Source organism: Brevibacillus thermoruber 423 (genome assembly GCF_000454065.1).
In the GTDB taxonomy this organism is placed as follows: Bacteria; Bacillota; Bacilli; order Brevibacillales; family Brevibacillaceae; genus Brevibacillus; species Brevibacillus thermoruber.
The window spans coordinates 269,294-295,228 of record NZ_KE695649.1 but is presented as its reverse complement, the minus strand read 5'-3'; the positions used below and the strand labels follow the sequence as shown (position 1 = coordinate 295,228).

Genomic DNA, 25,935 nt, shown 5'->3' with positions numbered 1-25,935 from the left:
GACAAGGCTGTCGTTTTTTCGCTAGCGGAGCAGGCGAATAAACTCGCGCATGAATCCCGGCAGATCCGGCCAGGCGTGAGCCGACACCAGATTGCCGTGCACGTGCAGCGTGTCGGTTTTGTAAACGGCGCCGCACGCCTCCACATCGGGACGGCATGCCTGGTAGGCGGTCATTTCCCGGCCGCGCAGGTGTTCCTTGACCAGGGCCAGGACTTGCGAGCCGTGGCAGATCACCGCGATCGGCTTGTTCGTTTCAAAGAAGTGGGCGAGGATCGGCTTCAGGTGTTCGTTCAGCCTGATGTACTCCGGTGCCCGTCCCCCGGGAATGATCAGGCCGTCGTACTCTTCCGCCTTGACGTCGGCAAACGCGACGTGGGAAGACAACTGGTAGGCGGGCTTTTCCGTGTACGTCTCGCTGTGGGCTTCAAAATCGTGACATACCGTGTGCAGCGTCTTTTTGGCGGGGGAAGCGATCACCGCTTCGAATCCCTCTTCCAGGCAGCGGTAGTACGGATAAAAGACTTCCAGTGCCTCTACCGCGTCACCGGTGACAATCAACACCTTTTTACTCATCGCACAGCCTCCCTGCGTCTTTCTGAGGAATCTCTTCCTCTCTTTTCCATTTCTCCACGCCGCCTTCTTCCTCCTGCCTGGTTTGCGCCTCCGCGGATTCCGCCAGCAGCAGCGCCTGCTGGTACACCTGCTTCAACGGCACCCCGGCCTGCTTCGCCAAACGGGCGCAGACATCGTATTCCGGCGCCGTCTGCACCCGCTCTCCCCGGTGGTAGCCCAGCTTGACCGGCACGTCTCCCCACGGAGTGGCCGCGGTGACGACGCGGCGGGCCAGCCTGTGGCAGGAAACGGGAAAATATCGAACGCCAAAGGTGGTCGTCTCCCGAAACAGGATGGATTTCAGTTCGTCCAGCCGGCTGCCGTAGCACAATGCCTGCAGCAGCACACCGGGACGGCTCTTTTTCATCGTCGCGGGCAGAAAGTGGACGTCGTTGGCTCCTGCCGCCAACAGCCTGTCCAGCACATGGGCCAGCCACTCGGGACTGCTGTCGTCCAGATTGGCCTGGAGCAGGTACATTCCTTCGTCAATGTGCTCCTCTTCGTGCTGCCGCCGTTCCTTGACGACGGGCACGTCGGTCCCGTCACCCCGCGCTTCGCTCTCCAGCCGGATCACCGCCACGCCTTCCCCGTGCTCCACCTGCGCAAGCCGGCCTTCAAGCCGGGCGAGCGGCCGGGCGCCCACGGCCTGCAGCCACAGCATGGCAAGCGGGGAGAACAGCGCCGGGGGCCAGTCCTCTTCACGGATCATCCAGCCCTCGAGCAGCGTGAGCAGGGGAACGGGCAGACCGGCGGGGACGGGCAGGCACTGTACCCCAAGCGCGACACGCTGGCCGTTTTCCGGAAGAAGCGTCATCAGCGTCCGCAGCGCCTCCTCCTCCGCCGCCCAGTCGTCCTCGCGGCAAAACGGCCGGTACGCCGCTGCGCGATTCATGATGTCCACGACCCGTTCGTCCGCGGAGAAACGGTCCGTTTCCCCGGCGGGCAGCAGGCGCCTCAGCGGTTCGGCCAGTTCGCGCAAAAACAGCGGCCGTTCGCTGCGTATGACCAATCTCATCATCACCCATCCCTCCGGCACGGTTCCTTTTCTTGCATCATACACCAATTCGGCTTCCGGTGCCTGCCATTCCGTCTGCCATTTGGCAAAAAGTAATGCGGATAAAGCGGGGAAGCTGGCAGAAACTACAACGAGAAACTACCTGGCTGGAGGGAGACGGAATGTTTGTTTTCCGCCTAATCGTTCAGATCAGCTTGTGTTTGGCAGTTGCCGCCTGTCCGCTGTCTTCCGCTGTAACGGCTGCTTCGTCCGTCTCGTCCGGCACTCAGGCCGATCCCGTCCTCAAGGAGCGGCTGGAGCTGTTCCAGCGGATGGAACTGGTCTACGGTATCCCCTGGCCGTATGTGGCGGCCATTGATCAATACGAGCGAACCATGCAAAAGCGGTCCAAACAGGAGCCCCCTCAGAAGGAGCCGGAGCGCTTGACCGCGATCGACATTCCCCCCGCCCTGTGGTGCGGAGAACTCAATCCCGAGAACGACGACACGGATCCGGTTTCCATCCGCTTTTTTGGCGGAATCGGGGCAGACGGGGACGGAGACGGAAAAGCGGACCGCACCAACGACATGGACGTGCTTGCGGCGATGATCCGCTTCCTCGCCTCGTACGGCTTCCAGCATGACGACTGGCGCATCGGCTTGTGGGCCTACTACAAGTGGGATTGGGCGGTCAAGACCATCACCCAGTTTGCCGCCGTTTACGACAAGTACAAGCGGCTGGATCTGGACGGCCACCACTTCCCCATCCCCAAGCGGTACAACTACAGCTACCACAGCACGTGGGGCGACCCGCGCGGCTGGGGCGGGCGGCGCATCCACGAAGGGACGGACATCTTTGCCGGATACGGGACGCCCGTGCTCAGCACAGGGTACGGCGTGATCGAAGTGGTCGGCTGGAACCGGTACGGAGGGTGGCGCATCGGGATGCGGGACATGGGCAACGTCTACCACTACTTTGCCCACCTCTCCTCTTTCCGAAAGGGGCTGAAGCCGGGAGACATCGTCGAACCGGGGGAAGTGCTGGGCTACGTCGGCAGTTCCGGCTACGGCAAACCGGGGACATCCGGCAAGTTTCCCCCCCACCTGCACTACGGCATGTACCGGGACAGGGGCTACAGCGAATGGGCATTTGACCCGTATCCCTATCTGAAGCGCTGGGAACGGCAGATGTACAGCAAAAAGAAGCGGTGAAAAGCCGCTTCTTTTTTTGCGTCCGCCCCAACCGAACGGCATCGTTCCTCGACGGGAAAACGGCCGTTGGTTCGTTTGACACATTTGGCGCGTTTGACAGAAACACCCACCCCACATACAATGAAAACAGAAAAACTGGACAATCGTCCAAAAATGGTGGTGTGTAAAACCGTGACCCGTTCCGCCCGTTCACAAACAAAAGCAGACGCCAAACGGGCCTACCTGATCGAACAGGCGACCCGCTGCCTCGCCGAAAAAGGGTACGCCCGCGTCTCGCTGCGCGACATCGCCCGGGAGTCCGGCGTCTCGCTGGGCATCCTGCACTATTATTTTGCCAGCAAGGAAGACCTGCTGCTCGCCGTCATCTCGGGGTACAAGGAGCGGTTTCTGCGGGAGCTGGAGCAGGAACTCCTGAGCGCCCCCCTGGAAGGGTGGATGGACCGGCTGCTCGCGGTGCTGCGCCGGGCGTTGGTCGAGGATCAGGCGGTGCACCGCCTGTGGTACGACTTTCAGGTGCAGGCCATGTACCTGCCCGCATTTCGTGACGGCGTGCGGGAGATACGCGCCCGCCTCTTCGAGCTGATCGGCGAGATGCTGGACAGATTGCGCAGGGAAGCGGGGCTTTCTCCCCTGACGGAAGCGGACGAGGCGGTCCCGCTGCTCTACTCGCTGATCGACGGCCTGTTTTTTCAAGCGCTTCTCCACGAGGCGGACGATCCCGAGCAGACGGTGAATCGGCTGGAGCAGGCGCTCCCCCGCATGCTTGCGCTGTTATTGTCCCCATCATCCCAAACGGAGAGGTGATCCACCATGGGCGTTCTCACGATGCAAAATCCGGCCACCGGCGCCATCCTCGGCGAACTGGCGGAGGCGACGCCGGAGGAGGTACGCCTGGCAATGGAGCGAGCCAGGCAGGCGTTTGGCGGTTGGTCCGCCACGCCGCTTCCGGAGCGGCTCCACTACCTGACCCGGCTGCGCCATTACCTGGTGGAGCAGGCAGAAGCGCTGGCGGAGAAAATCAGCGCCGACACCGGCAAACTCACGCTGGAAGCGCTCATGACGGAAATCTTCGTCACCGCGGACACGATCCGCTTCTACGAGAAGCACGCGAAGCGGATGCTGTCCCCCAGACGGGTGCCCACGCCGCTGGTGCTGTGGCCGAAACGGTCGTCCATCCACTACAAACCGCTGGGCGTGGTCGCGGTCATTTCGCCGTGGAATTACCCGTTCCAGCTTTCCGTCATTCCCGCCCTTTCCGCGCTGGCGGCCGGCAACACGGTCCTGCTGAAGCCGTCGGAAGTCACGCCGTACACCGGCCTGGTCATGGACGAACTGTTCCGGGCCGTCGGCTTCCCCGAGGGGGTCATCCAGGTGCTTCACGGCGGCAGGGAGGTGGGGCAGGCGCTGGTGGCTGCCAAGCCGGACAAGATCTTTTTCACCGGCTCGGCGGCGACGGGCCGCGCCATCATGAAGCAGGCGGCGGAACACCTGATCCCGGTGGAACTGGAGCTGGGCGGCAAGGACCCGATGATCGTCTTTGCCGACGCCCATTTGGAGCGGGCCGCCAATGCCGCCGTCTGGGGCGCGTTCACCAACGCGGGACAGGTCTGCATGTCCGTCGAGCGTCTCTACGTCGAGCAAAGCGTGTACCCGCAGTTTGTGGAGCTGGTCAAGGCGAAGACGGCGGCGCTGCGCCAAGGCTTTCCCCGTCAGGCGGACATCGGGTCAATGACCTTTCCCCGACAGGTCGAGATCGTTCGTGACCACGTGGCCGACGCCATCGCCAAGGGAGCCGTGGTGGAGATCGGCGGCCGCTTTGAAGAAGACGGGATGTTTCTGCCCCCGACCGTCCTGACGGGCGTGACGCACGCGATGAAAATCATGCGCGAGGAGACGTTTGGCCCCGTCCTGCCGATCATGCCCTTTTCCTCCGAGGAAGAAGCGATCCGCCTGGCAAACGACTCGCCGTACGGGCTGAACGCTTCTGTCTGGTCGCAGGACGAGACAAAGGCCAGACGAGTCGCGCTGCAGTTGGAAACCGGCAATGTCTGCATCAACGACTGCCTGGTCAGCTACGCCAACCCCCATCTGCCGTTCGGCGGCGTAAAGCAGAGCGGCATCGGGCGCTACCGCGGTCCGGAAGGCTTGCGGGCGTTTACGCACGCCGTCTCCGTCATGCACGATCCCGGCAGGCGAAAACGGGAGGTCAACTGGTATCCCTACACCGAGGAGCAGGAGACGATGTTTGTCGGGCTGATCAAGGCCCTGTTCGGCAGGGAACGGAAATGGAACCGCCAGGCCCTGCGTGCGGCCTGGCGGGAGTGGAAGCGTCTGCGGGAATAGCGGCCGCCCTTTAGGCGAACTGCCGGTTCAGGTTCGCCATTTCGATGGCGGCTGCGGCCGCTTCCCATCCTTTGTTGCCTGCTTTGGTGCCGGCCCGCTCGATCGCCTGCTCAATCGAGTCCGTCGTCAGCACGCCAAAAATCACGGGAACGCCCGTAGCCAGGGAGATGGACGCCACCCCTTTGGCGCATTCGCTGCACACGTAGTCAAAGTGAGGCGTCGCTCCGCGAATGACCGCGCCCAGCGTGACGACGGCGTCGTAGCGGCCGGACTCCGCCATTCGCTTGGCGATCAGCGGGATTTCAAAGGCGCCGGGCACCCAGGCCACGTCGACGTTTGCTTCCTCCACGCCGTGCCGCTTCAGCGCGTCCAGCGCGCCGCCGAGCAGCTTGCTGACGATCAATTCGTTAAACCGGGCTGCCACGATGCCTACGCGCAGACCCGTTCCTACCAGATTTCCCTCGAACACTTTCATGGTTGTTCACTCCTTGTTCAAAGTTGAAGCAGGTGACCCAGCTTCTCGTGTTTGGCGGCCAGATACCGCCTGTTGTGCGGATGGGCCGGCATCTGAATCGGCACCCGCTCTGCCACTTCCAGTCCGTAGCCGCTGAGGCCGCGGATCTTCCGCGGGTTGTTGGTCAACAGCCGCATGCTTTTCACGCCCAGATCGCGCAGGATTTGCGCCCCGATCCCGTAGTCGCGCAGGTCGGCGGGGAAGCCCAGCTTTTCGTTCGCTTCCACGGTGTCGTAGCCGTCCTCCTGCAGCTTGTAGGCGCGCAGTTTGTTGATCAGGCCGATGCCGCGCCCCTCCTGCCGCATGTACAGGAGGACGCCCCGTCCTTCCGCTTCGATCTGCCGCAGGGCGGCGTGCAGTTGGGGGCCGCAGTCGCAGCGGTGCGAGCCGAAAATATCGCCGGTCAGGCACTCGGAGTGGACCCGCACCAGCACCGGTTCGTCGGGCGTGATCTCTCCCTTGATCACCGCCACGTGCTCTTTGCCGTCCAGTTCGTTGGTGTAGGCGGCGATGCGGAAGTCGCCGTATTCGGTAGGCAGGTTCACCTCGATTTCCCGCTTGACCAGCCGCTCCGTCCGCATCCGGTAGCGGATCAGGTCGGCAATGGTGATCAGCTTGAGATCAAAACGCTCGGCGATCTCGGCCAGTTGGGGCAGGCGGGCCATCGTCCCGTCCTCGTTCATGATTTCGCAGATCACCCCGGCGGGAAAAGCGCCCGCCAGCCGGGCCAGATCGACGGCCGCCTCGGTGTGTCCGGCCCGGCGCAGGACGCCGCCCGGTTTGGCGATCAGCGGAAAGATGTGGCCCGGACGGCGAAAATCGTCCGCCGTTTTTTGATCGTCCAGCATCGCCAGCACGGTGCGCGAGCGTTCGTGAGCGGAGATGCCCGTATGGGTTCCCGCTTCGTCGATGGAGACGGTAAACGCCGTACCCTGCCGGTCCGTGTTTGCCTCCACCATCGGCTTGAGCCGCAGCCGGGCGGCGTGCTCTTCCGTGATCGGCACACAGACGAGGCCGCGTCCGTGCGTCACCATGAAATTGATCATCTCCGGCGTGGCCGCTTCCGCCAGGCAGACGAAATCCCCTTCGTTTTCCCGGTCCTCGTCGTCCACGACGATCACCGCTTTTCCCCGTCTCAAGTCTTCCAGCGCTTCTTCTATGGCATGGAACATGGTCGGTTCCCTCCCCTCTGTTTTGGCAGCACCCGTCGATTCCATCAGACGAACCCGTGCTCCCGCAAAAACTCCGGCGTAAGCCCCGTCCGCCGCTCCGGCTGCGGCTGTTCGGAGCGCCACGCCAGCAGCCTCTCCACGTACTTGCCGATGACGTCCGCTTCGAGGTTGACCGGATCCCCGATCCGCTTGTCCCGCAAATTGGTGTGGGCCAAGGTGTGCGGGATGATGGAGACGGAAAAGCTTTCCGCGTCCACGTCGACGACCGTCAGGCTGATGCCGTCCAGGCAAATCGAGCCGCGCGGCACCACGTATTTGAGCACATCCGGCTCCGCTCCGATCCGAAACAGCACCGCGTTGGCATGCGGGTGGCGCGAGAGAATGGTTCCCGTCCCGTCCACGTGGCCGGAGACGATGTGGCCGCCGAAGCGGTCCCCCAGCCTCATCGCCCGCTCCAGGTTGACAATCTGCCCCCGTTTTGCCTGCCGCAAACTGGTTTTGTTCAAGGTCTCCGGCATCACGTCCACGCTGAATTGACGGTCGGTATGGGCCGTTACAGTCAGGCAGACGCCGTTGACGGCGATGCTGTCGCCGACGCGGACGCCCTCCAGCACCCGTTCGGCACGGATCACCATGCGGCATGCCTGGCCGTCTTCCGTCACGCTCTCCACTACGCCCACTTCTTCCACCAGTCCGGTAAACATGGCGTCGCTCTCCTCCTCGTTTCTCATGATTCCGAATCCCAGACGGGGTAGCCGGTGATCCGCAGGTCGTGCGGTCCCACCTGCTCCCACTCGACATCGGCCAGTGTCACCGCCTCGTCCATCCGTTCCAGCCCCGGACCGCCAAACGGCGTGGGGGCACCGGCGCCGCCGACCAGCTTCATGGAGAGGTAGGCGACGATCTTTTGGACCGCCCGCGCGCGGAGAAACGAACCGTTTACCTCCGCACCGCCTTCCACCAAAAGCGAGGTGATGCCCCGCGCTCCCAGTTCATCCAGCACCTGCTCCACCGTGACCGGTCCGTCCGGCACGAGTACCGTCACACCGCGCTCCTCCAGCGCCGCCCGCTTCTCTGCCGGCGCCTCCGCCGAGGTGACAATCCACGTCGGCGCCTTGCCGTCATTCACCACGCGGGCATCCAGCGGCGTGCGCAGCCGCCTGTCCAGGATGACCCGAACCGGCTGACGGCCCGTCGCCGTGCCCGCCGTCCGGGCCGTCAGCTCGGGGTCGTCGGCGATCACCGTCCCGACCCCCACGAGAATCGCGTCGTGCCGCCGGCGCAGTTCGTGCACCTGCCCGCGCGCCTCCTCGCCCGTGATCCAGCGGCTGTGCCCCGTCACCGTGGCGATTTTGCCGTCCAGGGTGCTGGCCGTCTTCACGGTGACGAACGGCCGCCGGGTGGTGATGTAGTGGAAAAAGACTTCGTTGAGCCGCCGCGCCTCCGTCTCCCCGATGCCGACGGTGACCTCCACGCCGGCGGCGATCAGCCGGGACACCCCCTGCCCCGCCACCAGCGGATTGGGATCCAGCACGGCCACCACCACACGGCTGATCCCCGCCTGGATGACCGCGTCGGCGCAGGGAGGCGTTCGTCCGTAATGGCTGCACGGCTCCAGCGTGACGTACAAGGTGGCCCCTTTTGCCCGTTCGCCGGCCATCCGCAGCGCGTGCACCTCCGCATGAGGCTGGCCTGCTTTCAGGTGGGCCCCCATGCCGACGACCTCGCCGTCTTTTACCACCACGGCCCCCACCAGCGGATTGGGGCTGGTCTGTCCCGCCGCGGAGCGCGCCAGCTCCAGCGCCAGCGCCATGTATCGTGCGTCGTGTTCCATCGTGCGCTCCTTTCCTGCTTCGTTTTCGCCCCAACAAAAAATGCCCTGACATCGAATCAGGGCATAGGGGAATAAGCCTGTTGCCGTCCGTTTTTTCCAAAAAACGGACGCACAGGCTCACCAAATACCTTCTCCCATCCGGACTGTACCGTCGGCCTTGGAATTTCACCAAGTCAGTCGCTGTCGGCCAAAGCCGTCAGCGAGTCGCGGGCTGAGACGTGCGTTCGTCATCACCGCCGGTCGGGAATTTCACCCTGCCCTGAAGGTTGGTATTCAGTTACGGGCATTATACCACAATTTCAGACGAGTCCTACACTTTTTTCCGGCGACGGCGGCGAAATCAGCAGGAAAGCCCGGAATTCTTCATCCGGGCTTTCCCCTTACGGCGTGTTGTCCGGCTGAGCATCCGGCCTTGGCACGTCCGGCTTTCCTTCCGGATTGTTGTACAGGTACTGCGGCACGTCGCCGATGACGAGCGAGTGGGTGATCGGGATTTTGGTGGTCACCGTCTTTTGGTCGGTGGCAAACGGGATGACGATCCGCAAATCCACGTCGACGTAGATGTACACCGTGACCAGCACCATGTTGATGCCCGCTTCCTTCATCTCCGTATCCAGGCGCGTCTTCACCGCCCCGATCGGCACAAAGGTGACGGGAAGTTCCGGCCCCATCTGCGCCAGGAAGCTGCTGCCCGTCGCCAATCCGAGCGGGATGTGGCGGTCCACTTTTTCGTCTTCCAATTCCTTCAACCGGTTCTGAACGCGGGAGGTGGTTTCTCCCACAATCCGCGAATACTCCTTGAAGTTGAACTGGTACGCCTGAATCCGCCCCTCGTTGTCCTTTTCAATCTTGACGATCTGGTTGAAGTCCACGCCCTGCTGCGTTATCCGTTTCGTCACCGCGTCGGTGATGGCCTGCTTGGCCAACTGCTCCGCCTTTTGCGACGCCAGGATCAGAAGCGTCGGCTTCAGGCGATTCTCGACAAAGACCAGAAACTGGATCAGCATCACGAAGAATATGACCAGCGCGATAAAAAACGCTTTCGTGCGCGAAAGCGGATTTCTCCATCGCCGACGGGGTCGAAACATCGCCACGCCCGTCACCTCCCAGTTGGTACATCCTATGCGGGAGTCAGCCAAAAGAGAAGCCGAACCTGCCTCGGGCGGTTCGGCTCCGCTTCTCGCCTTTGCGCTTCTCGCCGCTGCCGTTTGCACGTGACAGCCGCCCCCCTCCGCCTCAAGGACGGGGCAGAGGGGGTACAGGCGTTATTGCACGTGGCCGATCAGTCCTGTCGCAAGCCCCGGGAAAAACGCCAGCAGCGCGATGAACAGCAGCATGATCACGGCGTACGGGGCCGCGCCGCGCACGATCAGGGCGATCGGCGCGGACGGGTCGATGCCCTTGAGCACAAACAGGTTCAGTCCCACGGGCGGCGTGATCAGGGCCAGCTCCATGTTGACCACCATGATGATGGCGAACCAGATGGGGTCAAAGCCCAGGGTCGTGATGATCGGATACAAAATGGGCAGCGTGATGACCAGGATGGAGACCGTCTCCAGGAAGCATCCGAGCACGAGCAGGAGCAGGTTGATCAGGATGAACACGACCCACTTGGAGACCGGCAGGCTGGTGGCCATCTCCGTCATCGCCTGCGGAATCTGCAGGGAGGTGAGGATGAAGCTGAACAGCATCGCCCCGACGATGATGAACAGGATCATCGCGTTGGTGGCGACGGTCGACAGCAGGATGTTTTTGATGTTGGCCCAGGTGAGGCTGCGGTAGACGATCCCCGCCACCAGCAGGCTGAACACCACGCCGGCGGCGGCCGCCTCGGTGGGGGTGAACACCCCGGAGTAGATGCCGCCGATGATCAAAACGGGCATCAAGAGGCCCCAGACCGCTTTGCGCGTCCCCTGCCAGCGCTCCGGCCAACTGGCCGGCTCGTCTTTGATGTGGCGCATGCTCCACGACGCGTACGCCATATAAATCGCCAGCAGCAAAATCCCCGGCACGACTCCGGCGATAAACAGCTTGCCGACCGATTCGCCGGTGACCGAGCCGTAGATGATCATCGGCACGCTGGGCGGGATCAGGATGCCCAAGGTACCGCCCGCCGCCAACAGGCCCAGCACCGATTTTTTGTCATAGCCCCGGGCGGTCATCTCGGGAATCGCCACGGTGCCGATCGTCACCGCCGTTGCCACGCTGGAACCGGAGATGGCGGCAAAGATGCCGCAGCACACCAGCGTGGCCAGCCCGAGGCCGCCCGGCAGATGACGCAGCCAGCGGCTGGCCATTTCGTACAGCTCCCTGCCTACGCCGCTGTAGAGCAGAATCTGACTCATCAGCACGTACATCGGCAGGGAGCTGATGGTAAAGTCATCCAGCGCCTTGTACGCGATGATGGGAATCTGGTGCAGCCCCAGTACGCCGCCGTTAAACCAGTACAGGCCGATCGCGGCCAACAGCGAGAGGGCAAAGGCCACCGGCACGCCGATCAAGAGCAGCGCGGCCATGCCGCCCGCAAAGAACAGGCCCATTACGCCTCGCCCCCTTTCCCGCCGCGAATGCAGTCCACCACCTGCAGCAGAAAGGCGAGACACAGCAGCGTGCCGCCGATCGGCAGCAGCATCTCCGGAATGTACATGGGAATCTGCAAGAGCGAGGTGGAGGTAAAACCGAGCTCCATCGACCGCTTGACGTGTTCCCAGCCGAAGACGGCAAACAGCAGGCTGAACGCGAGCCCCAGCAGGGCGGAGACGATCAGCAGCCAGCGGCGCGCGGCGGCCGGCACGTTGTGCAGGAGCAAATCCACCTTGATGTGGGCGTCTGCCCGGACCGCGTAAGCCGCCCCGATGAAACAACTGCCGATGATCGCGTAAACGGACAGCTCGGTGGCCCAGGTCGTCGGGGCGTCAAAGAGCGAACGGGAGACGATCTCGTAAAAAATCATGCCCGTCGTCACCACGATCAGGATCCCCGCCGCGATTCCCCCCCACAGGATCAAGCGGTCCAGCCAGCGGTACAGGTATGAAAACCATTTCATTCAGCGTCCTCCCTTCCTCGCGTTCTGCCGCACGGTTACTTGATGTTCTGCACGTCGTCCAGCAGCTCTTTGCCCAAGTCCCCGGCGGTTTTCAGGTACTCGTCCCAGGCCGGCCTGGCCGCTTCCTTCCACTGCGGGAGGTCGCTCTCCGGCACCACGTACACGTCCATGCCTTTTTGTTTCAACTGCTCGGTCGTCTGTTTGTCCTCTTCTTCCGCCTGCTTGCGGATCCACTCTTCCGTCTCCCTGGCCGTCGCGGTCAACAGCTCCTGCGTTTTGGGCGGCAGCGCGTCCCAGTACTGCTTGTTGACGGCGAGCAGGAATTCCAGGTAGGCGTAGTTGACGACCGTCAAATAGCGGGACACCTCGTCGTACTTGCGCTGCACCATGGCCGTCGTGCCGGAGGTGGCGCCGTCGATCGTCTTGCGCTGCAGCGCCATGTACACCTCTCCCGCGCCCATGAAGACGGGGGCCGCGCCGTACGCCTGGATCATCACCGACGGGATGTGACCGATGCTGCGGATTTTCAGCCCGTGAAAATCGTCCGGCCTGGTCAGCGGACGGACGCTGTTGGCAAATTGGGCGTAGCCATAGTCGGCGTACATCAGCACTTTGGCCCCCTTTTTCTCCATCTCCGCATTCAGCTTCTGGCCGACAGGGCCGGACAGGGCCTTGCCCGCCAGCTCGTAGGTGGGAAACGCGAACGGCACGTCAAAAATCCCCATCGCCGGCACCACCGACGACCACAGCGTGGACGAGTTGACCCCCATCTCGACGCCGCCGGTCAGGATCGCCTGGTTCATTTCCTTGTCGCTCAGCAGTTGGCCGGCCGGATAAACCTGGATTTTCACCTTGCCGCCGGAGCGCTCCGTCACGTTTTTCGCAAATGCTTCCACCCCGCGCGCGATGTGGTGGTCCTGCGGCAGGTTGTAGGCGAGGCGGATGGTCGCCTCCTGGTAGCCGTCAGCGGATGCCGCCTGCCCGCCGGACGTGCCGACCGCCGCGGTGCCGCCCGGTTCCGCCGCTCCGCCGCAGCCGGCCAGCAGGCCGCCCAGCAGTCCGATCGTCGTCCATGCGGTGATCCAACTTTTTTTCATCGTGGTTTTCCCCCTTGGTCATCTGTGAATCGTTGGCTGTTCTTTCGATTCCACCAGCCGGATGCGGCCCAGCGGCATGCGCATGGAGAAGCTGACGGCGTATTCGGCAGCGTCCAGCATCTTGGAAAAATCCACTCCGGTGCGCACCTTCATCCGTTCAAACATGTACACGACATCCTCCGTCGCCGCGTTGCCGGCGGCGCCCGGCGCAAACGGACAGCCGCCCAGCCCGCCGACCGCGGTCTCGAAGCTGCGGATCCCCGCCGTGTAAGCGGCGTACGTGTTCGCCAGCGCCAAGCCGCGGGTGTCGTGCAGATGCAGCGCGATTCGCTCCGTCCCCACGGCGTCGATCAGCCGTCTGGACAGCGCGTACACTTCGTCCGGAACGGCGATGCCGATCGTGTCGGCGACGCCGATCTCATCCGCACCGGCGGCAATCGCCTGCTCGGCCAGCCGGAGCACGACGTCCGGTTCTACCCTGCCGGAGAACGGACAGCCGAAACTGGTGGCGATGGAAAAGCGGATCCGCTGCCCCGCCTGCCGGACCAGCGGAACAAGCTCGCGGAAGGCCTCCAGATTTTCCTCGATTGTCTGGTTGATGTTGCGCCGGTTGAACGCCGGACTGGCGGAGGTGACCCAGTTGATTTCGTCCAGCCGGTACGCGGCCGCCCGCTCCAATCCCCTCCGGTTGGGAATGAGCGCGGCAAACGAGACCCCGGACACCCGGGGCAGTCCGCCCATCACCGCTTCGGCATCGGCCATCTGGGGCACGCGCTGCGGATGGACGAACGACGCCGCCTCGATCCGGCGCAGGCCCGCATCGGCGAGCATGCCGATCAGGCGCAGCTTTTTCTCCGTCGGGATGAAGCCCGGTTCGTTTTGCAGGCCGTCACGCGGCCCCACTTCGATAATCGTCACGTCTGTCGTCATATGGCTTTCTTCTCCTTCAACCGGGCCAGCGCGGCGTCATCCAGCCTGAGCAGACCCTTGAGGATTTCCTCGTTGTGCTCCCCCAACCGCGGCCCCACCCACTCGTGGCCGCCGGGCGTCTCCGACAGCTTGGGGACCACGCCGGGAAACAACACCGTCTCGCCGTCCGGCAGACGGATTTCCTCCAGCATGTTACGCGCCCGGTAATGTTCGTCTCCGACAATCTCCTCAATGCTGTAGATCGGCCCTACGGGAACGGCCGCCTCGTCCAGGCGGCGCTGCACCTCCTGGAGCGGATGCCGCTTCGTCCACTCCTCGATCACCTGATCGATGAACGCCGCGTCTTCCACCCGTCCCTGGTTGGTGGCGTAACGGGGGTCTTCCGCCAGGTCACTGCGGCCGATGGCGTGCATCAGCCGCTTGAAGATGCTGTCCCCGTTGGCGCCGATCACGACGTACTTGCCGTCGTCGCACAGGTAGGTATTGGACGGCGCGATGCCCGGCAGCGCACTGCCCGTCCGCTCCCGTACCACCCCCTTCAGGTCGTATTCCGGCAGCACGCCTTCCAGCAGGCTGAACACGGCTTCGTACAAGGCCACGTCCACCAGTTGGCCCTTTCCTTCCGGCGAGCGGCTGCGGGCGTGGAGCGCCATCAGCGCCCCGATCACCGCGTACAAGCCCGCCGTCAGGTCGCCGATGGCGATGCCCACCCGCACCGGCGGGCGATCGGGAAACCCGGTCAAGTAGCGCAGGCCGCCGATCGCTTCCGCCACGCTGCCGAATCCCGGCTTGCCGCGGTAGGGACCGGTCTGCCCGTAACCGGAGATGCGGACCATGATCAGGCCGGGGTTGATCCCGCTCAGCACCTCGTAGCCGAGCCCCCATTTCTCCAGCGTCCCGGGCCGGAAATTTTCGATGACGATGTCCACTTCACGGGCCAGCGAGCGGATGATCCCCTGCCCCTCTTCCATGCGCATGTCAACGGTAATCGATTTTTTGTTGCGGGCCTGGACGTACCACCAGACGGACGTGTCGTGATGCATGGCCCGCCAGTTGCGCAGCGGGTCGCCCGTTTCCGGGGGCTCCACCTTGATCACCTCCGCTCCGAACTCGGCAAAAATCTTGCCGGCGAACGGCGCGGCCACCAGCGTGCCCAGTTCCAGCACGCGCACGCCCTGCAGCGGTTTTCGTGCGTTCATCGGTCCCCTCCTTGTCGTGTTGGTGTGCGGTTGGCTTCCATGCACAGGCGGAAATCGCGGGTAATGTGCTCGGCCATGCTCGCTGCGGCCGCGTCTCCGTCGCGCCTGCGAATGGCGTCGAGGATCGCCGCGTGTTCGGCAATGACGGTTTCCGGCCGCTGCGGATGCACCTGCAGGATGGCGTTGCGGTAGAACGAAATCAGCACCTTCAGATCGTTCATGATCTTGGCCATATACGGGTTTTTGCTCGCTTCCGCGACGCGCTGGTGAAAGGCGAAATGGAGCTCGTGGGTTCGGCGGGCATCGCTCTCGCGGGCAATGTCCGCCATCCGGGCCAACAGTTCCTGCAGATCGGCCAATTCCTCCTCCGTCCGGCGCTCGGCGGCAAAACGGGCCGCCGCCGGTTCCAGATGGAGACGGCACTCGAACAGCGAGGTAAAATCATCGAGCGTCGGCTGGTGGACCGTGACCCCTCCCTGTGCCTGCACCACCACCAGGCCGTCCTTTTCCAGCCGGCGGATCGCTTCGCGGATCGGGCTGCGGCTCACGCCCGTCTCTTCGCACAGGCGCTCCTCGATCAGCCGCTGCCCCGGGGCGAGCCCGCCGAACAGAATCTGTTCCCGCAAATATTCGTACACTTGTTCCTGGAGCGTCTCGCTTCGCTTGATCATCCTGGGCATGACCCTCAAACCCTTCCCCTGTCATGAATACGGTATGCTGTATACGAAATCGTTTTCTAAATAGTAATTCAATTCCGAAAAGAGTGTCAATTATTCCCGTTTGAAATATGGCCGGCAAGAAGAAAGAGAGCCCGCGTCCTCCGCCGGAATCCGCGTACAGACTTTTTGGGAAAAATCGTCTACAATGAGGGAAACGCCTGGAAAAGGAGAGATGAAGATGGCAGTGAAAAAGATCGAACACGTCGGCCTGATGGTCAAGGATCTGGAGCGGTCGATCGCCTTTTACCGGGATGTCGTGGGGCTGGAATGCCGCGGCACGCTGGTCCACACCAATCCGGCGATCACGCTGGCGTTTCTGGGGTTCCCCGGCACCACGGAAACGGAACTGGAACTGATCCACGGCTACAACGACGATCTGCCGGTGGAAGGCAAGGTGCACCACCTCGCGTTTACGGTGGACAACCTGGACGAGGAAATCGAGCGGCTGAAGCGGCTGGGCGTCACCTTTGTGGACGATGCGGCGACGACGCTGCCCAACGGTTCACGCTACATCTTTTTCGAGGGGCCGGACGGGGAACGGCTGGAGTTCTTTGAGACCACCCGCTGACGGCATGCGCCTGTCACGCGAGACGGAGGGATGCCGATGAGGCTGAACAAAGGGGACGTCCTGTTTCGCCAGGGAGAGCGGGGACCGCTTTTTCGCATCCGATCGGGCCTGCTGAAGGTGGTCAGGCTGCAGCAGGACGGCTCGCCGTTTCTGTTCAACATCCTGCTGCCCGGGGAGATCGTTCCCCACCATTCGCTCCTGTCGGTCAAGGAATACCACGGAACGGCGATCGCCCTGATGACCAGCGACGTGGACGTCATCCCTCCGGACGAGTGGTACCGCTCGCTGGAGGAAAACCCGCTGATGTACCGGGACATCGCGCTGCAGCTCCAGATGAAGCTGCGCCTCACGCAGCAGCGCATGGACCAGTTGACCGCTTCCTCCCCGGCGGACAAGCTGGCGCTGTTGAACGAATGGTTTCGCACGTACGTGGGCGATTACGCCTTGACCGAGCTGCTCACCCAGGAAGAGATCGGCCAGTTGGTCGGGCTGCGGCGGGAGACGGTGAACCGGCTGCTGCGCAAAAACACGTAGGCACACCATGGAACAGTTCCGTGGTGTGCCTGTTTGCCGTTACAGGCCTTCGTTACATGTCTTCCGTGATCGCGGACAGCTCGTCGGCGGAGACGGCCACCTGCGAAACCGCCTGATTGATGTCTTCCATCACCTTGAAGAAGCGTTCCAGCTCCCGCTGGATGTGCGTGCTCTGCTCCTTGCTCTCGGTCACCGCCTGCAAGATTTCCGCGAAAAAGGCGGTGGTCTCGGCGGTCATCGCGGTGCTGGACGCCACCATCCGCTCCACTTCCCTGACCACGGCGGACAGGCTGGCCGTCTGGGCGCTGGTCTTTTCGATTAGTTCGGTCACGCCGGAGACGGACTGTTTCGTCTGCTCCGCCAATTTGCGCACTTCGTCGGCCACGACGGCAAAACCGCGCCCTTGTTCTCCCGCGCGGGCCGCTTCGATCGCGGCGTTGAGGGCCAGCAGGTTGGTCTGCTCGGCGATGGCCGTCACCACGTCGACGATGCCGCGAATTTTCGCCGCAATCTCCTCCAGCGTCCCCATTTCCGCGGCGATCTGCTGCGCACTCCGCTGGATCAACCCCATCTGCTCCTGCTGCGTCTCCAGCTTTTCCCTGCCTTCCTGGGACAACTGCTGGGCGCGCAGGGAGTGGCCCGTGCCGCTCTCCGCAAAACGGAGCACGTCCCGCGATTGTTCCGTCAACTGCTGCACCGACGCGCTGGTCTGCTGCGAGACGGCCGCCAGCTCGTGGGCGGACTGGGCCAGGACCTGGCGAAGCTGCTCGTTTTTCCGCCGCGCTTCCTGCCGGATCCGCTCGTGCTCGTTCTCGTACTCTTCCAGCACGAGCTGCTGCTCGATGTTGAGAAGTTTCGTCACCACCGTCACGGCCCGGACAAATTCCCGCTTGTCTGCAATCGCGTCGTCCATAATCTCAATCAGCGAGACCAGCAGGTTCTGAAACGAGCTCATGTACCATTTCGGCTCCAGCCCGATTTTCACGTGGACGATGGCGATCCGTCTGCGCTGCTCGATGAAGGCGGCGTCGATCCGGCCGCTGAACATCTCCTGAATGTGCCGTTTCAGCGTCTGTTTGAGCCGTTCGATCGAGCTGTTTTTCTCGATGATGGACATCAATAGCGGCTCTCGTTCTATCTTTTCATAAAAGAAATGGACGATGTTGTCGATGTGTTGGACAATCAAGGGCTGCAGCGCTTTAACCACTGCCAGATCCTCTTCGCTCAAGTGAATCATCGACAATTGTCTGGCCAGCTCGGACTGCGGCTCAATGCGCACTTCTCCCTTTTCCCGCATGTCCCGGAAAAAAGACTCGCCGCTTCGGCCGCTCTTCCGGCCAAAGAAATTCGAAAATGGGCTCTTGCTCATTGCTTGCTCTCCTTTTGTTCCATCGATTTTCACCATGGCTACCCATTCGGTATCACCCTATTCTTATACCCCCATTGTTCCGCTTCCCAAACCCGACGCCTGGCCCCGCGACCAAAAAAAAGGCGCGGCCTTGATTCAGCCGCGCCCTTCGCGTCAGACGGTCCGCACCGGCAGCATCTCCAGCGCCCCCGGATTCATCAGGCTGGACGTGTCGCCGAGCGTTTCGCCGAGAAATTTCTGCTTGATCAGCCGTCGCATGATCTTGTGCGTCCGGGTTTTCGGCAGGTCGTGGACGAGATGCACTTCGCCCGGTTCGTACGGCCTGCCGAGCGCCGCGGCCACGTGCCGCTTCAGCGCCGCCGGGTCGGGCGCTGCTCCCGGTTTGGCGACAATGAACAGGATCAGCTCTTCCCCCTTGAGCGGGTGGGGCACGCCGATCGCGGCCGATTCCAGTACAGACGGATGCCGGTTGACCACGTCCTCGATTTCGCCCGGTCCGGTGCGGCGTCCCGACACCTTGATCACGTCGTCGGCCCGCCCCAGGTGGAACCAGTACCCGTCTTCGTCCACCATGACGATGTCTCCCTGCCACCACATGTCTGTCCCCAGGGAAAAATAGGTGTCCAGATACCGCTGCGGATTTTTCCAAAACCCTCGGGTTTGCGCGGGCTGCGGCAGGGTAAACACGAGATAGCCCGGTTTTCCGGCCGGCACCGGCGCTCCCGACTCGTCCACCACGCGCGGGCCGACTGCCGGCGTCACGCCCAGGCAGGTGGCTTTATGCGGCTCGACGCAGGTGGAGGAGATGATCTCGGCAAACACCTCCGTCCCGCCGCTGCCGTTGATGATCGGGGCCCTGCCGTTCGTCCACGACGCGTACCAGGTCCAGGTCTCTTCGTCGATCGGCTCGCCCGTGTGGCCGAGGATTCGCAGCGAGGAGAGGTCCGCCCTGGCGCGAAACGGTTCGGCGTACGTTTTCAGCAAGCGGAGCGCGGTCGCCGGCGCGCCGAACACGGTGACGCGGTGTTTTTCCACCAGGTCGTACAGCCTGCCGGGATGGGGATGCATCGGACTGCCTTCGTACATCAGATAGGGAGCGGCCACCGCATGGGCGGAAAACAGCGGGAGCTGCCCCATCATCCAGCCGAAGTCGGTCACCATGAAAAAGCGGTCGTCCGGGCGGGTGTCGTAGACGAACATGCCCACTTCCGCCGTTTTCACCGCGATTCCGCCGTGCACGTGGACGATTCCTTTGGGACTGCCGGTCGTGCCGGACGAATAGCTGACCATGCAGACCTCTTCCGCGTCCGTTTCCACGGTCGCAAAGACGTCCGGCGCATCCCGCAGCGCCTCGCTCCAGCGCCAGTCGCGGCCGGGCGTGTACAGCGCCTTTTCGCCGAGCCGTTCCGCCACCACCACCGCCTGCACCGCAGGAGCCGAGTCCAGCGCTCTGTCCAGCACGTGCTTCAGCAGGACCGGCTGCCCGCCGCGGTAAAACCCGTCGGCCGTCACCACCGCTTTGGCCTCCACGTCCCGCAGGCGAACCGCCACCGCCTCGGGGCCAAACCCGGAAAAGAGCGGTACGGCCACAGCCCCTGCCTTGTAAATGCCGTACAGGGCGATCACCGTTTCGGGGATCATCGGCATGTAAATGGCGACGCGGTCTCCCCTGCCCACGCCCAGGCGGTTCAGCGCGTGGGCGAAGCGGTTGGCTTGACGATGCAGTTCGGCAAACGTGTAGCGCCGCTCCTCGCCGTCCTCCCCTTCCCAGAGCAGGGCCAGCCGCTCCGCCGTCTCCGCCTGAAGCGCCCATTTGTCCAAAAAGTTGTGAACGAGGTTGATTTTCCCGCCGACGAACCACTTCGGCCACGGCAGGCCGCGGGACAGGTCGACGACGGTATGGTACGGGCGGGTGAACCGGATGTCGGCAAAGCGGAGAAACGCCTCCCAAAACCAGCCCACGTCCTCCTCCGATCGCCTCAGCAGTTCCCGGTAGTCGGCGATGTTCTCCTGCTCCATGAAACGCCACAGGTTGCTGCTCCTGAGCTGTTCTTCCGACGGCACCCACGCGACGGGACGGCTCCTGGTCATGTGCTCCCCTCCAAATTTAGTCCGAATAGTTTGAAAACACTTTCTTTTCATCATTTTCGTATGGGGGACCAGCCCCTGTCAATACGCGGCGGAAATACGACCCAGCGAGGAAACAAATGGCGGAAAGTGAGGCACACTACGGGAAGGAATCCGGGCTGTCCGTCAAAACGAAAACGGCAAGCGGACGGGCGTGCCGTCATACCCTTGATGGTGAGACCGATCGGGAAAGAGGAGGCGGTATCCCATGAAGACGTCCGACCCGGACGAGGTCGTCCGCGGCGCTCCCAGCAGACAGGCGCTGCGGACGGCGTACGAGCTGATCCTGACGCGCATCTGGCCGCGCATGGCGGCCCGGCAGACTCCGAGCGGCGGCCCGTCCCCGCACGCGCCCCCTCCCCCATCATCCACCGGCAGGAGCATGGTTCATGAAGATTCGACTGATACAGAACGGACTGATCACCCAGATTGACGACCTCGACGAGACGCGCACGCCGCCCGACAACGGCTTTTACTGGATCGACGCCACCCTGTTTGACCTCGATGTGCTGCAGCCGCTGTTCGGCCTGCACGACCTGGCGATCGACGACTGCCTGGACGAGGAGGAGCAGCGGCCCAAGCTGGAGGTGTACCACGATCACTACTTCATCGTCATCAACCACGCGGAATTCCGCGACCAGGACATCTTTTTGCGAGAGGTCAACATTTTTTTGGGCGGCCACTACATCATCACCGTCACCAAGCATCCCCACGGACTCTACCCCCGCTTGCTGCAAATCGTCAGGGAGGAAGAACTGAACCGGCCGGACGCGTTTCTCTACCATCTGGTGGACCAGATCGTGGACCAGTATTTTCAGGTGATGGAACACATCGAGGAACTGATCGAAAAACTGGAGGAAGACATCCTGCTCAACGTGCGCAAAACGCAGTTGAACCAGATCATCGGCCTGCGCAGCGAAGTGCTGTACGCGCGCAAGATGCTCCTGCCGCAGCGCGATCTGATCGATGCGCTGCACACAAAAGAACTTCCGCTGATCGAGCCCCGTCTGCGGAAGTACTTCGGCGACATATTGGAAAACGCGGTCAAGATCGTGGAAAGCTTCGAGACGTTTCGCGACCTGATCGGCAACCTGCGCGAAGCGTACCACTCCGCCGTGGCCGGTCGGACGAACGACATCATGCGCATCTTTACCGCCCTGACCACGATTTTCATGCCGCTGACCATCGTGACCGGCATCTACGGGATGAACTTCGAATACATGCCGGAGCTGAAATCCCGGTACGGCTACTACATCGTCCTCGCGTTCATGGCCGTGCTCGGCTTGACGATGTTCTGGATTTTCAAGCGGAAAAAGTGGCTCTGAGGAGACTCGCCGCGTGATTTCATACCAGCCCGTCGCAGGCGACGATCATCAGTTGAAGCCGCTTCGACAGGTCGTACTCGTACGGCGACGCCACCGGCTCCCCGTTCTCGTCGTAGAGAATGCGAACGATGGGCCTGCTGGGCATGCCCTTGTTGGAATCGACGACCACGCCCGACTCGCCCGTGTTGAGCGTCACCGACAAGCCCAGCGGATAGAGGGAGATGGTGTCCCGCATGCTCTCCACGAATGTCTTGGCAAACAGTGTATCCGTCCCGGCAAACAGCTTCTCCATCGCTTCGTGAGGCAGAAGCGGCGGGCGGTAGATGCGGTGCGTGGTCAGCGCGTCAAACACGTCGCAAACGGTCACCAACTGGGCGTACGGATGGATTTCCCCGCCCTTCAACCCGCGCGGGTAGCCTGTCCCATCCAGCCGTTCGTGGTGCTGGTACGCGCAGTGGGCGGCCAACAGCGGAATGTCTTCCTGCCGGCGCAGCAGTTCAAACCCGTACTCGGCGTGCTTTTTCATCACTTCATACTCGTCCGGGGTGAGGCGGTCCGGCTTTTTCAGGATGTCGTCGGGAATGGCCATCTTGCCGATGTCGTGCATCATGGCGCCGATGCCGATCTCCAGCACCTCTCGTTCCGAAAAACCGGATTTGATCGCCAGCGCGGTGCCGTACAGCGTCACGTTGAAGGAGTGGGAGAAAATGTAGTGATCGGAGGCGCAGGCATCCGCCAGCAGGTTCATCGCCGAGCGGCAGCCTCTCAACTCGTCCGCCATCCGGGACAACACCTGCCGCAGTTGGCGGCCCAACTGCCTGTCCGTAAACACCTGCTGCCATTTGTGCGGAAACTCGTGCACCGAGCGGAACGCGGTTTGAATGACGCTCATCGCTTCCCGCCGGGTTTGCTCCGACACGGGCGTTTCCAGCACGATGTCTTCCGTGCGCTTGTCCTGTATGTAAAGCGTGGCAATGTTCATCTGTTTCAGCCTGTCCAGCATGCGCTGCGTCAATTCGACGCCGGCGCCTACCAGGACGGTTCCGTTCTCCGCGTAAATGGCCCGGGCCAGCGTGTCGCCCGGCCGGCATTTGTGGATCGAGGTCAATCTCATGTCCATTCTTCGCCTTTCGTCATAGTACCCCTATTATAACGCGATTCGATCGGCTTCTACATTCTTTTTCTCGACAAGGCCGCCCCTGTCGAAACGAGGAACCGGTTCGACACGCGTTGGACTGCGGGGCGCAGCAGCCGATCCCCGTGATTCCATGAAAAAAATCGCCTCCGTCTGTGCCGACCAAGGCGATTTTTTTACGCAGTCCGTATGGCTTCGCGTCCGTCGCGTCCGGACAGGCTAAAACATTTTGCGGACGGCGTCGCGGCCGATCGTGCCGGGGGTGATCCCCAGGCGCTCCGCCGTGACCGTCACCGATTCCAACGGAGCGTCCAGCAGCTCCTCGATCGTTTTGACCCCCACCGCGCGGCCGGCGATAATCTCCCGGCTGGCCAGGCGTTCGTTCAACAGGCCGACGTCCAGCGCGCCGCACATGATGTACCCTTTGTCCGTGGTGACGGCCAGCAGTGTGGTCTTGGGCAGGCGCACGGTCACGGCGATGGCGGTTCCCTCTTCAAAATGGACGGGTGCGATCTCGATCATCGCGGATTCCTCCTTTGTCTCCAACTATCCGTGGCGCTACCATCCTATGACATCCGGCCAGAAAGGGTGTAATCGCGGAAGGTCAATGCACCAGCGGGGAGGGGGACTGCTCGTCTTCCATCGCCACCTTGCGCTTCATCACCTCGATCATGTAGGTGGCCAGCATCTGAAACAGCTCTTCCTCCTCCATGTCCGACACCAGGCGGAGCAAATCCTCCCGGGACTGTTCCGCCAGGATGCCGACGACGATGGCAACGATGTCCTCCTCGCTGCCGTTGAAGTGGCCTTTGTACATGTTGTACACTTCGTCGATAAACCGCATGATTCGCTCCTCCTTTCCCCTGTAGCATGCCCCATTCGCCGGGCGGGTGTGCAGGATCGCCGTCAAATGGACACGGGCAGCCAGCGCGGTTGAAAGCCGGCGCGAACCAGTTCGTCATCCCCCAGCGTCACGGCGAGGATTTCCCGCAGCAGCTCCGGGAGGTAAAACCGAATCTCGCCGCCGTCCGCCAGTTCCGGGAACAGGCGGCTGAACATGAACATATCCACGGTGCCGACCCGATACGTCCGCCCGGGATCAAGCGGCTGGCCGTTCACTTCGACCCGCTCGATGTCCGGCCGCTCGCCCGGGCGGTACCACACCCGCAGGCCGTCGATGCCCATCCAGCCGATCTGGATGCCCCGGAAGCCGAAGCCGCGCAGTTCCCGCTGCACCATCTCCGGCTGGACGGCCCGCTTCAGCACGCCCAGCAGTTGTTCCCCCGTCAGCGTGACGGCGCAGGGATTGATGGGATGCGGCACGCAGGTCAGCAGGTCTTTGTACGACACCGGGCCCCGCTTCAGCGGCGCAAGCAGCAGCCCGCCGTTGGCCAGCCCCACCTCTGCCCCGGTCCATTTGCGCAGGCTGGCGGCCAGCACCGAACCAAACGGCGTTTCGTTCGACCACCCGATGTCCAGATCCGCCGAGAGAGAAACCGCCGGACGCGCCAGCAGGGTTTCGGCCGCCTGCTTTTCCCGCCGCAAAAAGTCGTCCAGCTCCGGTTCGGGCAGATAATCCTTCGTGCGAAACAGTTCGGCGCACAGACCGCTCACCTGTTTCGCCGCCGCATCCCAGGTCAGACGCACGTGTCCGACATGCTCGCCATAACGGCCTGCCTGGGCGATCAGCGTACGGCCGATGCGCTCGCCGTGCTCCAGCAGATGATGGGTGTGGCCGCCGAGGATCACGTCCAGGCCGTCCACCTCCCGGGCCAGCCGGCAGTCCGCCTGATAGCCCAAATGGGACAGGAGCACGATCACGTCCACCTGCGGACGAAGCATGGCCACCTGTTCGCGGATCAGCGGCAGCGGCTCGCGCAGATCCCACCCCATCATCCGGTAAAACGGGACAAACGGGATCGTCACCCCCAGGATCGCCACCCGCAGATCGGGCCATTGATGCACCGCGTACGGCACCGCCCACTGCGGCGTCCGCCCGCTCGCCGGCTCGATCAGGTTGCCGGCCACCACCGTAAAGTCGGCGTGTTCGTACAAGGCGTCCAGTTTCTCTTTGGGAAAGGTAATCCCCTCGTTGTTGCCGATCGTTACGTACTGGTACCCGCTCCGGTTCATCACCCCGACGTTGGCCCGCCCCCAGGTCGCTTCCGTTTTGAGGCTCATGCGGTCCACGTGGTCGCCGATGTCGACGGTCAGCACCCGCTCGCCCCGCGCTTCCCACCCCTGCCGGTTCTGGCGCAGGCAGGAGGCGATCTGCGGCATGTTGGCAAAGTTGCTGTGCACGTCGTTGGTGTGCAGAATGTGCAAGGTACAAGTGTCCGCCACAGCTCTCCCCTCCCTCTCGCAACTACTTCCAGATCGCTTCGCCGATCATCTGGATCCCCACTCCCAGGATCAGAACCCGCAGCAGCAGCACAATCGTTTTGCCTTTCAAGCGGGCGGCCAGGGCCGCCCCCAGATTGCCGCCGATCCAGGCGCCCGGCGCCAGCATGGCGGCGAACAGCCAGTGCACGTGATCATGCAGGATGTTGGTCGCGGAACCGACAGCGGCGGAGAACAGAATGACCAGCATCGACGTAGCGGTCGCGATATGCGGCGGGAAGCGGAACAGCACGATCAGTGCCGGCACCATCAGCAGGCCCCCGCCCACGCCAAACAGCGACGAGACGACGCCCACCAAAAAGGCGACCGCCACGGCTGCCCACCGCTTGTACCCGTACTCGTACTCGACGCCGTCGGGATCGACGAAGCGGCGCTTCACATCCCAAGACAGGTTTCGCGGCTTGATTTTGTCCTTGACCATCATCAGGGCAAACATGCCCAACTGAAACAGCCCGAACAACAGCGAAAACGTCTTCACTGGCAGTAGTGTATTCAGGTAGACGCCCGCGACAGCACCGGGGGCGCTGCCCAAAAAAAAGAGCAGGGCGGTCTGCACGTCCGCCTTTTTCTGCCTGATGTAGGAAATCGACGACGAGAGCGCCGTCACCCCGATGACCAACAGGGACGTGCCGGCCGCCACCTGCGGGCTGACGGAGCCCGGCTCGTAGGCGTTGGCAAAGTAAAGCAGCGCCGGCACAAAAAACATCCCGCCGCCCAGGCCGGCGATGCTGCCGATCACGCCGGCCACCAGTCCCACGACGAGAAACAAAGCCGCCATAGCGTAAACCATCTGCAAACCTTCTTTC

27 protein-coding genes and 1 riboswitch are annotated in these 25,935 nt (G+C 62.8%); of the genes, 7 read left to right on the top strand and 20 right to left on the bottom strand.

All coding sequences use genetic code 11. The features are described 5' to 3' along the window. Positions 1 to 21 precede the first annotated feature (21 nt). Both M516_RS0106300 and larC2 read right to left on the bottom strand, forming a co-directional pair. A complete protein-coding gene (locus tag M516_RS0106300; protein ID WP_029098370.1) occupies positions 22 to 573 on the bottom strand; it encodes a DJ-1/PfpI family protein in 552 nt (183 codons plus the stop codon). Beyond that, the gene (gene larC2, locus M516_RS0106295; RefSeq protein WP_238550918.1) at positions 566 to 1,630 is read right to left on the bottom strand and encodes a nickel pincer cofactor biosynthesis protein LarC2; all 1,065 of its coding nucleotides are present in this window, start codon (positions 1,628 to 1,630) and stop codon (positions 566 to 568) included. Before larC2 ends, M516_RS0106300 begins: the two co-directional genes overlap by 8 nt. Positions 1,631 to 1,788: 158 nt before the next feature. On the opposite strand from larC2, the gene M516_RS0106290 reads away from it, so the two are divergent. The 3 genes from M516_RS0106290 to M516_RS0106280 all read left to right on the top strand — a co-directional run bounded on the left by M516_RS0106290 (position 1,789) and on the right by M516_RS0106280 (position 5,160). Beyond that, on the top strand, positions 1,789 to 2,817 hold the full coding sequence (locus M516_RS0106290) for a M23 family metallopeptidase (RefSeq protein ID WP_029098368.1): 1,029 nt from the start codon (positions 1,789 to 1,791) through the stop codon (positions 2,815 to 2,817). Positions 2,818 to 2,988: 171 nt separating this feature from the next. Beyond that, positions 2,989 to 3,621, top strand: coding sequence for a TetR/AcrR family transcriptional regulator (locus M516_RS0106285; RefSeq protein ID WP_029098367.1), 633 nt, complete (start codon positions 2,989 to 2,991; stop codon positions 3,619 to 3,621). 6 nt (positions 3,622 to 3,627) lie between these two features. Beyond that, entirely contained in the window at positions 3,628 to 5,160 is a 1,533-nt protein-coding gene (locus M516_RS0106280) for an aldehyde dehydrogenase family protein (RefSeq protein ID WP_029098366.1), read from the top strand. A gap of 10 nt (positions 5,161 to 5,170) precedes the next feature. On the opposite strand, the gene ribH is transcribed toward M516_RS0106280, so the two are convergent. From ribH to M516_RS0106225, 11 genes are all read right to left on the bottom strand, one after another. After that, entirely contained in the window at positions 5,171 to 5,635 is a 465-nt protein-coding gene (gene ribH / locus M516_RS0106275) for a 6,7-dimethyl-8-ribityllumazine synthase (protein WP_029098365.1), read from the bottom strand. Positions 5,636 to 5,652: 17 nt separating this feature from the next. Further along, entirely contained in the window at positions 5,653 to 6,846 is a 1,194-nt protein-coding gene (locus tag M516_RS0106270; RefSeq protein ID WP_029098364.1) for a bifunctional 3,4-dihydroxy-2-butanone-4-phosphate synthase/GTP cyclohydrolase II, read from the bottom strand. A 44-nt stretch (positions 6,847 to 6,890) separates the two neighbouring features. Then, a complete protein-coding gene (locus M516_RS0106265) occupies positions 6,891 to 7,550 on the bottom strand; it encodes a riboflavin synthase (protein ID WP_029098363.1) in 660 nt (219 codons plus the stop codon). 23 nt (positions 7,551 to 7,573) lie between these two features. Then, on the bottom strand, positions 7,574 to 8,680 hold the full coding sequence (gene ribD, locus M516_RS0106260) for a bifunctional diaminohydroxyphosphoribosylaminopyrimidine deaminase/5-amino-6-(5-phosphoribosylamino)uracil reductase RibD (protein ID WP_029098362.1): 1,107 nt from the start codon (positions 8,678 to 8,680) through the stop codon (positions 7,574 to 7,576). A gap of 122 nt (positions 8,681 to 8,802) precedes the next feature. Next, a riboswitch (FMN riboswitch) is annotated at positions 8,803 to 8,951 on the bottom strand. Positions 8,952 to 9,060: 109 nt separating this feature from the next. Then, positions 9,061 to 9,768, bottom strand: a complete 708-nt coding sequence (yunB, locus tag M516_RS0106255) for a sporulation protein YunB (RefSeq protein ID WP_035289152.1) — start codon at positions 9,766 to 9,768, stop codon at positions 9,061 to 9,063. 177 nt (positions 9,769 to 9,945) lie between these two features. Next, positions 9,946 to 11,220, bottom strand: coding sequence for a TRAP transporter large permease (locus M516_RS0106250; RefSeq protein WP_029098360.1), 1,275 nt, complete (start codon positions 11,218 to 11,220; stop codon positions 9,946 to 9,948). Then, positions 11,220 to 11,726 (bottom strand): TRAP transporter small permease, encoded by a 507-nt coding sequence (locus M516_RS0106245; RefSeq protein ID WP_029098359.1) that lies wholly within the window; start codon positions 11,724 to 11,726, stop codon positions 11,220 to 11,222. Before M516_RS0106245 ends, M516_RS0106250 begins: the two co-directional genes overlap by 1 nt. A 35-nt stretch (positions 11,727 to 11,761) precedes the next feature. After that, on the bottom strand, positions 11,762 to 12,823 hold the full coding sequence (locus M516_RS0106240; RefSeq protein WP_029098358.1) for a TRAP transporter substrate-binding protein: 1,062 nt from the start codon (positions 12,821 to 12,823) through the stop codon (positions 11,762 to 11,764). An 18-nt stretch (positions 12,824 to 12,841) separates the two neighbouring features. Then, positions 12,842 to 13,753 (bottom strand): hydroxymethylglutaryl-CoA lyase, encoded by a 912-nt coding sequence (locus M516_RS0106235; RefSeq protein ID WP_029098357.1) that lies wholly within the window; start codon positions 13,751 to 13,753, stop codon positions 12,842 to 12,844. After that, positions 13,750 to 14,952, bottom strand: coding sequence for a CaiB/BaiF CoA transferase family protein (locus tag M516_RS0106230; protein ID WP_029098356.1), 1,203 nt, complete (start codon positions 14,950 to 14,952; stop codon positions 13,750 to 13,752). The genes M516_RS0106235 and M516_RS0106230 overlap by 4 nt, the downstream gene beginning before the upstream one ends. Then, a complete protein-coding gene (locus M516_RS0106225; protein WP_029098355.1) occupies positions 14,949 to 15,632 on the bottom strand; it encodes a GntR family transcriptional regulator in 684 nt (227 codons plus the stop codon). The genes M516_RS0106230 and M516_RS0106225 overlap by 4 nt, the downstream gene beginning before the upstream one ends. 217 nt (positions 15,633 to 15,849) lie before the next feature. Here M516_RS0106225 and M516_RS0106220 point away from each other — a divergent pair, with 217 nt between their 5' ends. Then, a complete protein-coding gene (locus M516_RS0106220) occupies positions 15,850 to 16,239 on the top strand; it encodes a VOC family protein (RefSeq protein ID WP_029098354.1) in 390 nt (129 codons plus the stop codon). A gap of 36 nt (positions 16,240 to 16,275) precedes the next feature. Further along, on the top strand, positions 16,276 to 16,773 hold the full coding sequence (locus M516_RS0106215) for a Crp/Fnr family transcriptional regulator (RefSeq protein WP_029098353.1): 498 nt from the start codon (positions 16,276 to 16,278) through the stop codon (positions 16,771 to 16,773). 52 nt (positions 16,774 to 16,825) lie between these two features. Here M516_RS0106215 and M516_RS0106210 read toward each other — a convergent pair whose 3' ends face one another. Next, positions 16,826 to 18,142, bottom strand: a complete 1,317-nt coding sequence (locus M516_RS0106210) for a globin-coupled sensor protein (protein ID WP_029098352.1) — start codon at positions 18,140 to 18,142, stop codon at positions 16,826 to 16,828. A 153-nt stretch (positions 18,143 to 18,295) separates the two neighbouring features. Continuing rightward, positions 18,296 to 20,233 (bottom strand): AMP-binding protein, encoded by a 1,938-nt coding sequence (locus M516_RS22860; RefSeq protein WP_035289022.1) that lies wholly within the window; start codon positions 20,231 to 20,233, stop codon positions 18,296 to 18,298. A 244-nt stretch (positions 20,234 to 20,477) separates the two neighbouring features. On the opposite strand from M516_RS22860, the gene M516_RS25465 reads away from it, so the two are divergent. Both M516_RS25465 and corA read left to right on the top strand, forming a co-directional pair. Beyond that, on the top strand, positions 20,478 to 20,702 hold the full coding sequence (locus tag M516_RS25465; RefSeq protein WP_193746943.1) for a hypothetical protein: 225 nt from the start codon (positions 20,478 to 20,480) through the stop codon (positions 20,700 to 20,702). Next, complete coding sequence (corA, locus tag M516_RS0106195) at positions 20,659 to 21,594, top strand: magnesium/cobalt transporter CorA (RefSeq protein WP_029098350.1); 936 nt, start codon at positions 20,659 to 20,661, stop codon at positions 21,592 to 21,594. The genes M516_RS25465 and corA overlap by 44 nt, the downstream gene beginning before the upstream one ends. A gap of 19 nt (positions 21,595 to 21,613) precedes the next feature. On the opposite strand, the gene M516_RS0106190 is transcribed toward corA, so the two are convergent. From M516_RS0106190 to M516_RS0106170, 5 genes are all read right to left on the bottom strand, one after another. Continuing rightward, complete coding sequence (locus M516_RS0106190; protein ID WP_029098349.1) at positions 21,614 to 22,708, bottom strand: HD-GYP domain-containing protein; 1,095 nt, start codon at positions 22,706 to 22,708, stop codon at positions 21,614 to 21,616. A 240-nt stretch (positions 22,709 to 22,948) separates the two neighbouring features. Beyond that, on the bottom strand, positions 22,949 to 23,251 hold the full coding sequence (locus tag M516_RS0106185; protein WP_029098348.1) for a YunC family protein: 303 nt from the start codon (positions 23,249 to 23,251) through the stop codon (positions 22,949 to 22,951). Positions 23,252 to 23,333: 82 nt separating this feature from the next. Continuing rightward, positions 23,334 to 23,573 (bottom strand): DUF6154 family protein, encoded by a 240-nt coding sequence (locus tag M516_RS0106180; RefSeq protein WP_029098347.1) that lies wholly within the window; start codon positions 23,571 to 23,573, stop codon positions 23,334 to 23,336. Between the two features lie 62 nt (positions 23,574 to 23,635). Further along, positions 23,636 to 25,072: a bifunctional metallophosphatase/5'-nucleotidase gene (locus M516_RS0106175; protein WP_029098346.1), complete on the bottom strand. Its 1,437-nt coding sequence runs from the start codon at positions 25,070 to 25,072 to the stop codon at positions 23,636 to 23,638. Positions 25,073 to 25,094: 22 nt separating this feature from the next. Next, on the bottom strand, positions 25,095 to 25,919 hold the full coding sequence (locus M516_RS0106170) for a sulfite exporter TauE/SafE family protein (RefSeq protein ID WP_029098345.1): 825 nt from the start codon (positions 25,917 to 25,919) through the stop codon (positions 25,095 to 25,097). Positions 25,920 to 25,935 lie beyond the last annotated feature (16 nt).